We start from the raw sequence: 7,057 nt of genomic DNA on the forward strand, positions 1-7,057 counted from the left end.
GTGCGAAAGTGCGAAAGTGCGAAAGTAACGGACGCACGTCCGCGCGGATGAGAGTTCGGCGGGGCGGGGATTGATCCTCCGCCCCGCCGTCTTTTTCGCCTGTTGCGGCGGATGGGTCCGGCGCGGGTGGACAATCGGGCCGGGGCGGATAGCTTTGAGCGTCCTTCCGCTGATCCATCCGTTCCCCATCCGATTCATGCGCTTCGTCCGCCGACTGATTCTCTGCCTTCTGCTCGTCCTCGCCTCCCGTCCGCTGGTGGGGCAGGGGCTGGGAATCGAGGGCGTTCCCTGGGGCAGCAGCCCCGACGCCGTCACCCGGGCCATGCAGGCCGCCGGCGTGCCGCCGTACGAAGACGGGACGGCGGAACCCGGCGACCTGGTGTTCGGGGACGAGACAAACACGACGACGGCCCTGTTCGCGAACGGTCGGCTGGTGGGGATCTCCACCATCCTGGCCCTGCGCCCCGGCACGCTCGACACCGTGTACGCCGGCCTGCTGGGCGACTTTACGCGGCGGTACGGCGACCCCGACGACGAGGGCCTGGACTACGCCGACTGGTGGGACGGCGAGACGGGGTTCGCCCTGTCGTCCGGCACCGACGACCACGGCGAGTACGTCTCCATGCTGTACATGGGCCCCGGATACACGGCGGAGTACCGGCGCCGCCAGCTGGCCGCGGGCAGGCTCTATCCCGGGATCGACGCGCGTTGGACGGTGATCTCGCAGGACGTGGAGTTCCGCGTGGCGTACGACCGCAACACGGTCACCTCCACCGGCGACCTGCGCCGGGCGTGGATCCGCGCGGACTACGCGGATCCGGCCGAGTCGCCCGTGCCGCACGACCAGAGCGTCAGCCAGGTCGAGGTGGACTGCGCGCAGCGGCGCCTGCGCTTTCTCTCGGCCATCTACCGGATGGGCGAGGACGTGGTGGATCGGAAGGCGCCCGGCGAGTCCGGCGACTGGATCGCCGCCGAGCCCGAAACCACTGCCGAAACCGCCGTCACCGCCATCTGCGCGGCCGATCGCCGGTAGCGGCTCGTTCGCATCAGCCGATCGGGAAGAAGACGCGGGGCGGGGGATCGAGCGGATTTTCAGAAATCAGATGAAAGACGCGCGGGGCGGGGGAGTGATCCCCGCCCCGCGCGTTTGTTCACGGACCGGCTCGACGGATCCGGATCGTCATCCGCCGGCCATGTGCCACAGCCGGTAGCCGGAGAGTGGGCCCAGGACCAGGGACAGCACCACCACGTCCAGCAGATCGTCCGGGCCCCACCCGCCCGCGCCGCGGACGGCGACGCGGAACGCGATGATGCAGGGAACGGCGGCCGCGAAGCCGATCAGCGCCGCGCCCCAGGCGTTGCGGATGAACGGCCGCAGCAGCCCCACAACCAGACCTCCCCCCACTCCGCAGGCCAGGTACGAACGCACGACGCGTCCGTAGCTGCTGCCGTTCTCCGCGAAGGGCGCCGGTCCCGCCACGAGGTACACGACCGTGACTCACAGGCTGAACGCGAGCGCGATCGCCGTTCCCCACGCCCACGAACAGCAGCACCGAGGCGCGAAGCAGGTCCAGGCGCCCGTCGTTCTCCGCGTCTGGGACGGTTGAGGCTTCAGGCCCGCCGTCACCACTCGCACGCCTCGTACGGCAGCCCGCAGTGCACGCATGCGCTGGGGAGCGGGATGGTGCGTCCCGCGTCCTGCCGCGCCGAAAACGACCGCCCGCAGCGCGGGCAGGGCCAGCGGATCAGGCGCTTTCCCATCGCCACGTACACCGCCAGCGCCGCGGCCGCGGGGATGACGAAGTGCAGTGGCGCCGCGATCCAGCGCGAGAGCAGCATGGCGGCCGGCACCGTGGCCGGAATTCCCAGCATGGAGGCGACGTACGCCACGCGGCGCGCGCGCAGCCCCGACCACAGGCCGGCGCACGCCTCATTCGTCATCCCGTGTGTCGTCATGGGTAGTAGATGCCCCGAATTCCGTTGAACAGCACCGCGACGGCGGACTTGAACGTGTAGACGTGCGTGTACGTGATCTCGCCGTGCGCCTCGACGGGCGTGCCCACGCCCACGTTGAGGCTGGCGCCGTACCCGTCGTTGTTGAACGCGCCGCATCCACCTCCGCCCACCCCCGCACCGCCGCCCACGCACCCGCCAAGGCTGTAGCCCCGTGCGGCGGCCAGGCGGTTCACGAAGCCCGCCTCGCCCGAAATCGACCATCCGGCACCCCACGCCACGCCCTTGCGGCTGTAGATGGCCGGCCCGTCCCCCGTCCACGCGACGCCCGCCCCGAACGTGCCGCCGCCGCCCTGCGTACGCGTGCCGGTGATGCCCAGGAAGTACATGGGCCGGCACTCCGCGGGCGCCATGTCGCAGCGCCGCTGCCGGGCAATCTCCTCGCCGAAGCTTTCCCAGCACCACAGGACCACCTCGGTGGGCGCGCTGGCATCGTATGCCTGGCAGTTCACCTGCGGGTTGAATCCCAGCGGGTCGGTGCGGTTCACTGGATCGTTGTCCGCGTACGCGTACAGGTTCAGCCCGCCCTCGATGCCGATGGGATCCTGGCTGGCGAAGCGCTGCAGCGCGGGGTCATACCAGCGGTTGCGCAGGTAGTACATCCCCGCGTCCGCGTCCCACTCGCGGCCGGCGTAGCGCAGCCGGTTCACCACGTTCTCGCTCACCATCTGGGCCGCGCCAAAGGGCGAATACCGATACCGGTTCACCGGGTTCCCCGTCCCGTCGACCACGGCCAGCACGGAGCCCTGGGGATCGATGGCGTAGGCGTATCGCGTGCCCCCCCGGATCATCACCAGGGGGCGGTCGATGCCGTCCTGGTACAGGTACTCGGCCGCCACGGCGCCCGCCGCGGTGAGGTCCAGGAGCAGGTCGTCGCCGTCGTACAGGGAGTGCTCCGTCGTGGATGCGCCTGCCTTGCGCACGCGCCGTCCCAGGCCGTCGTAGCCGTACGTGGCGGTGACCACGCCGTTGAGCCGCACCTGCTCCAGCTGGCCCAGCGCGTTCCACGTGTACGCGTAATTCTGCGTCGCATTGTACTTGCGGGTGACGTTGCCGTCCGCGTCGTGCTCCAGCGTCCACCCGTTGTACGACTGCAGCCGGTTCCCGGCCACCACCACAGCTCCCAGGTCCGTGGGGTTGCCCGTGCGGTCGTAGGTGTACGTCCGCTGGCCCGTCACGGTGGCCGTCGTGGACAACGTGCAGGTCCACCCGTCGTCCGGGTCGTTGCCGCAGCTGCGGGAGGTGGACTGCGACAGGTCCGTGTGGGCACGAAGCCGGCCCGCCGCGTCGTACGCGTACTCGCGCCAGGTCTTGTCGTCACCCCAGCCGCGGCTGACCACGCGGTTGGCGTCGTCGTACGCCATCCACAGGCCGGCGTGGATTCCCAGCAGCGTGTTGGACGGATGCGAGACGCGGCTGGGCTGGTGGTTGCTGGTGTAGCCGAATGTGGTGGTCTGCGCCGGCAGGGCGATCTGCGTGAGCGATCCCTCGCCGTCGTAGGTGAACGTGGTGGTCCCGCCCGCGAAGTCCGTGAGGGTGCGCGCGCGGCCGCCCGCGTCCCGGAGCGTGCGCGCCACCCGCCACGCGTCCCCGTTCACCCGGTACCGCAGGGTGTCGCGGCTGCCGAAGCGGTCGTAACTGGATGCCACCTCGTACTTCATCGTTCCGCCGGGAACGGGGCGCAGGATAAGGGCGCGCGTCTGCCGCCCCTCGGCGTCGAACACCAGCGTGTCGGTGCTCACGGCGCTGCTGGCCGCCATCCACCGCGGACGCCCGTTGGGATGGTCCGGCCCGTACGACCAGGTGGTGGTGCCCTGAGGGCTGGTGATGCTCGTGACCCGGTCGCGGGCGTCGTACCCGTAGCCCACCGTGTTGCCGCGCCGGTCCGTCGTGGACGCCAAGCGTCCGTGGCGGTCGTACGCGGCGGTGATGTGGGTGCCCGGCAGGTCGCCGGGGCGCACCTCGCGCTCCACCCAGCCCCGCTCGTTGCGCGTCCAGCGGTGCACCTGCCCCTGGGGATCCGTCAGCGAGTCCAGCTGCACGCGGCCGTAGTGGTACAGCGTCACCCCCGAGTCCGGCGCCTCCGCGCGGCGCACCCGGCCCAGCGCGTCGTACAGCACGGTGCGCGGGCGGCCGTCCGGGCCCGTAATCCCCGTGGCCCGGCCGAAGGCGTCCCACGAGGTCACGGTCGTCGTCCGCCCGCCGGGAAGGGTGACCGTGGCCGTGTTCTGCCAGCCGGAGGGCGCGTACGCCACCGTGCGCACGTGCCCGGCGGAGTCCCGCTCCGTGAGCATCCGCCCGCGCGTGTCGTAGGTGTAGCGCGTCATCCCGCGCCCCTCCGTGTATACGCTGTCCACCACGAAGGCGCGGCTGGCGTCGGCGTAGTAGATGCGCGTCTCGGGGACGTGTCCCACGATGCGGCTGAGGCGCTGGCCCGGGCCGTTGTACTCGCGGACGATCGTCCGCAGCTGCGGGCGCCGCTGCTCCGCCTGGGTGAGCCGGGCCCCGTTCCACGTGTAGTAGACGGAGCTCACGCTGTCCACGACCGCCGTCGTGAGCCCGTCGGCGTTGCGCTCGCTGCTGGTGACGTACCCGCGCGGGTCCCGCACCTCGGCCGCGGCGCCCCACGCGTCGAGCTTGATGAGCGTGGTGTCGGCGCGCGTGCCGAGGGTCCAGGCGCGCACCGTCCGTCCGTCCACCCGGTCCGCCGGGTCGGCGAAGGAGCCCTGCGTTCCCGTGGGCAGCGCCGCCGCCTCGGGCGAGCGGAAGCGCACGGTGTCGCGATAGGTGCCGCCCTGCGCGCGAAAGGCGGGGCCCACCAGCGCCGCCAGCGTCCCCCAGCGGTCGTAGGTCACGCCGGACTGGTTGCCCGCGCGGTCCGTGAAGGTGGCCACGCGGTGGGCGGCATCGTAGGTGGCTGCCAGGGCCTCCACCCCGTCGATGTCCACGATGCGCACCAGGTTGCGGTTGGCGTCGTGCGTGGCCGCCAGGGGCACGCCCTGCACGTCGAAGCGGGTGAAGAGCCCCGTGGCGGCGTTGTAGGCCAGGGAGTCGGCGCGGCCCGCGGGGTCCACGATGGCGCCCAGCTGCCCCACCATGCAGTAGGTGGGGTTGCAGCCGTTGAGGAAGTACCAGTAGTACGTCGTGTTGCCGAACCGGTCGCTCACCCGCGCCTGCCGTCCCTCCAGGTCGAACACGACGGTGTTGCCGTCCGCGTCCGCCCGCTCGTAGCGGTCGCCGTAGCGCGTGAGGGTGGTGAACTCGCCCCGGGGCGGCGCGTACGGGCAGCTTCCGTCGGGGTTGCAGGGCTGCGTGGTGTAGAACAGGGCGTTGCCGCCGCCCTCCACCAGCAGCACGCCGTCCGCGGGCTGCCCCGCCGGCGGCGTGACGACGATCCGCTGCACGCCCTTCATGGCCCACCCGGCGCCGAACGGGCTCTGCGCGTCGTTCACGACCACGACGCGCACGGGCACCGTCTCCGTCTGCGTCCCCGTGGAGGTGTGGCGGGTGATCTCGGCCGTGAAGGCGTAGCCCCAGCTGGGCATGGACGACGCGTCGAACCACGCCGAGACGCGGTTGTGGCCCGTCACCGCGTCGTAGAACACCTCCGTGCCGCCGTCGATGAGCGTCTGCAGGGAGCCGTCGGGGCGGCGCAGGCGCAGCGACAGCCGGGTGGGGGCCGGCGAGGCGTTGTCCACCACGTCCAGCTGCACGAAGCCGCGGGGGCGTGCCCGGCCGCTGGAGTACACGAGCCCGAAGCCCCGTGGCGCGTCCATGCTCACGTAGCCCGGCGCGTCGTAGCTGAGCACCGCGTCGAAGCAGTCCACGGCGCACAGGTCCGGGCGCCGGCTCCCCGACGGCGACGCCAGGGAGATGCGGGGGACGAAGCTGTACGTGGTGTTGATGGTGTTGGACAGGTTGCCCCCCGCGTCCCGGATGGACGCCTGCAGGGTGTTGCTGCCGCCCTGCATGGGCAGCGACACGTTCGTCTGCGCGGCCGCCCAGCACCCGGCGGTCCCCGTCTGCGTGGAGTACGAGCCGGCGGGCAGGGTGACGGCCGCGCCGTTCCACGTCACCTGGACGCTGGAGGGGTTCAGCGCGCCGTCGTCGCACCACTTGAGCGTGATGCCGATGCTCGACAGGCTGCTGGTGCTGCCTCCCGCCGGGCTCACGAGGGTGGCGGTGGGCGGCGTCGCGTCCGTCGTGCTGTACGTGTAGCGCACGCTGTCCACCCCGCACGCCGTCGTGGCGCCCTCGCACGCCTGGGCCTTGATCCAGTTGGTGCCCACCTGCAGCGAGGCGTTCGCGGAGATGGTGCGGTGCACGGCACATCCCGTGTACGCCGACGCGGAGGCGGACGCCACGTCCTGGAGCACGCCGTTCACCCACAGCTTCACGGTGCCGCTGTGGATGTACTGCGCGTCGCAGGCGTGCGCCTTTACCGGGACGGTGGGCGTGTAGAAGGTGCGGCCGTCTCCCGGCTCGATGTACACGTACGGCGGGGTGGTGGACGGGTTGGGGTCGATGACCTGCGGGGTGATGGCGTCCGGCGGGGCCGCGGGAGGGGCGCTCGTCTGCGCGGGGGCCGCCGTCACTGCCGCAAGGCAGAACAGCGCTGTTTGGGCATTAACGCGCAGCAGGTCCAATACGTGTGGCTTCACGGTGCGGTGGGGCGGGTATGGCAAACGCGCGGACGGATCGATCCCGTCCCACCCCGGGGAAGGAGCAGGAGCGGCCGGTGGCGTCCGCGGAGGGGTGCTGAACGGGCGGATTGTAGAAAGGAGGTGTCGGGTCCGCAAGATGTTTCCCTGATTCGCGCCCGCTGATCTTCATCTTCCGCCCGTAAACGCTCGTTACGAAAAGCCTGCGATTTTCGTAGCACGGCGACGAACGTGCTGCGCGACCACCTCGGAAGCGTTCCCCTTTACGCCCGATCGCGCGCGACCATCCGGGCCGCGCCGTTTGTCCCGTGGGCCCGTGGCCGCGCCCGGGCAGCACGATCGGCGATCCCGCTCCGATGCAGCCGGCGCACCTCCATGCTCCC

At 71.3% G+C, this 7,057-nt stretch carries 4 protein-coding genes; 1 reads left to right on the forward strand and 3 read right to left on the reverse strand.

The genetic code is table 11. The features are described 5' to 3' along the window. Positions 1–196: 196 nt before the first annotated feature. Positions 197–1,033 (forward strand): surface-adhesin E family protein, encoded by an 837-nt coding sequence (locus tag VFZ20_RS11110; RefSeq protein WP_329683944.1) that lies wholly within the window; start codon positions 197–199, stop codon positions 1,031–1,033. A 147-nt stretch (positions 1,034–1,180) separates the two neighbouring features. Here the strand turns inward: VFZ20_RS11110 and VFZ20_RS11115 are convergent, their stop codons facing one another. From VFZ20_RS11115 to VFZ20_RS11125, 3 genes are all read right to left on the reverse strand, one after another. Next, positions 1,181–1,480: a hypothetical protein gene (locus VFZ20_RS11115; RefSeq protein WP_329683945.1), complete on the reverse strand. Its 300-nt coding sequence runs from the start codon at positions 1,478–1,480 to the stop codon at positions 1,181–1,183. A 143-nt stretch (positions 1,481–1,623) separates the two neighbouring features. Further along, complete coding sequence (locus tag VFZ20_RS11120; RefSeq protein ID WP_329683946.1) at positions 1,624–1,941, reverse strand: hypothetical protein; 318 nt, start codon at positions 1,939–1,941, stop codon at positions 1,624–1,626. Positions 1,942–1,952: 11 nt separating this feature from the next. Next, entirely contained in the window at positions 1,953–6,674 is a 4,722-nt protein-coding gene (locus VFZ20_RS11125) for an RHS repeat-associated core domain-containing protein (protein ID WP_329683947.1), read from the reverse strand. Positions 6,675–7,057 lie beyond the last annotated feature (383 nt).

The organism is Longimicrobium sp., assembly GCF_036280135.1.
Classification (GTDB): Bacteria; Gemmatimonadota; Gemmatimonadetes; order Longimicrobiales; family Longimicrobiaceae; genus Longimicrobium.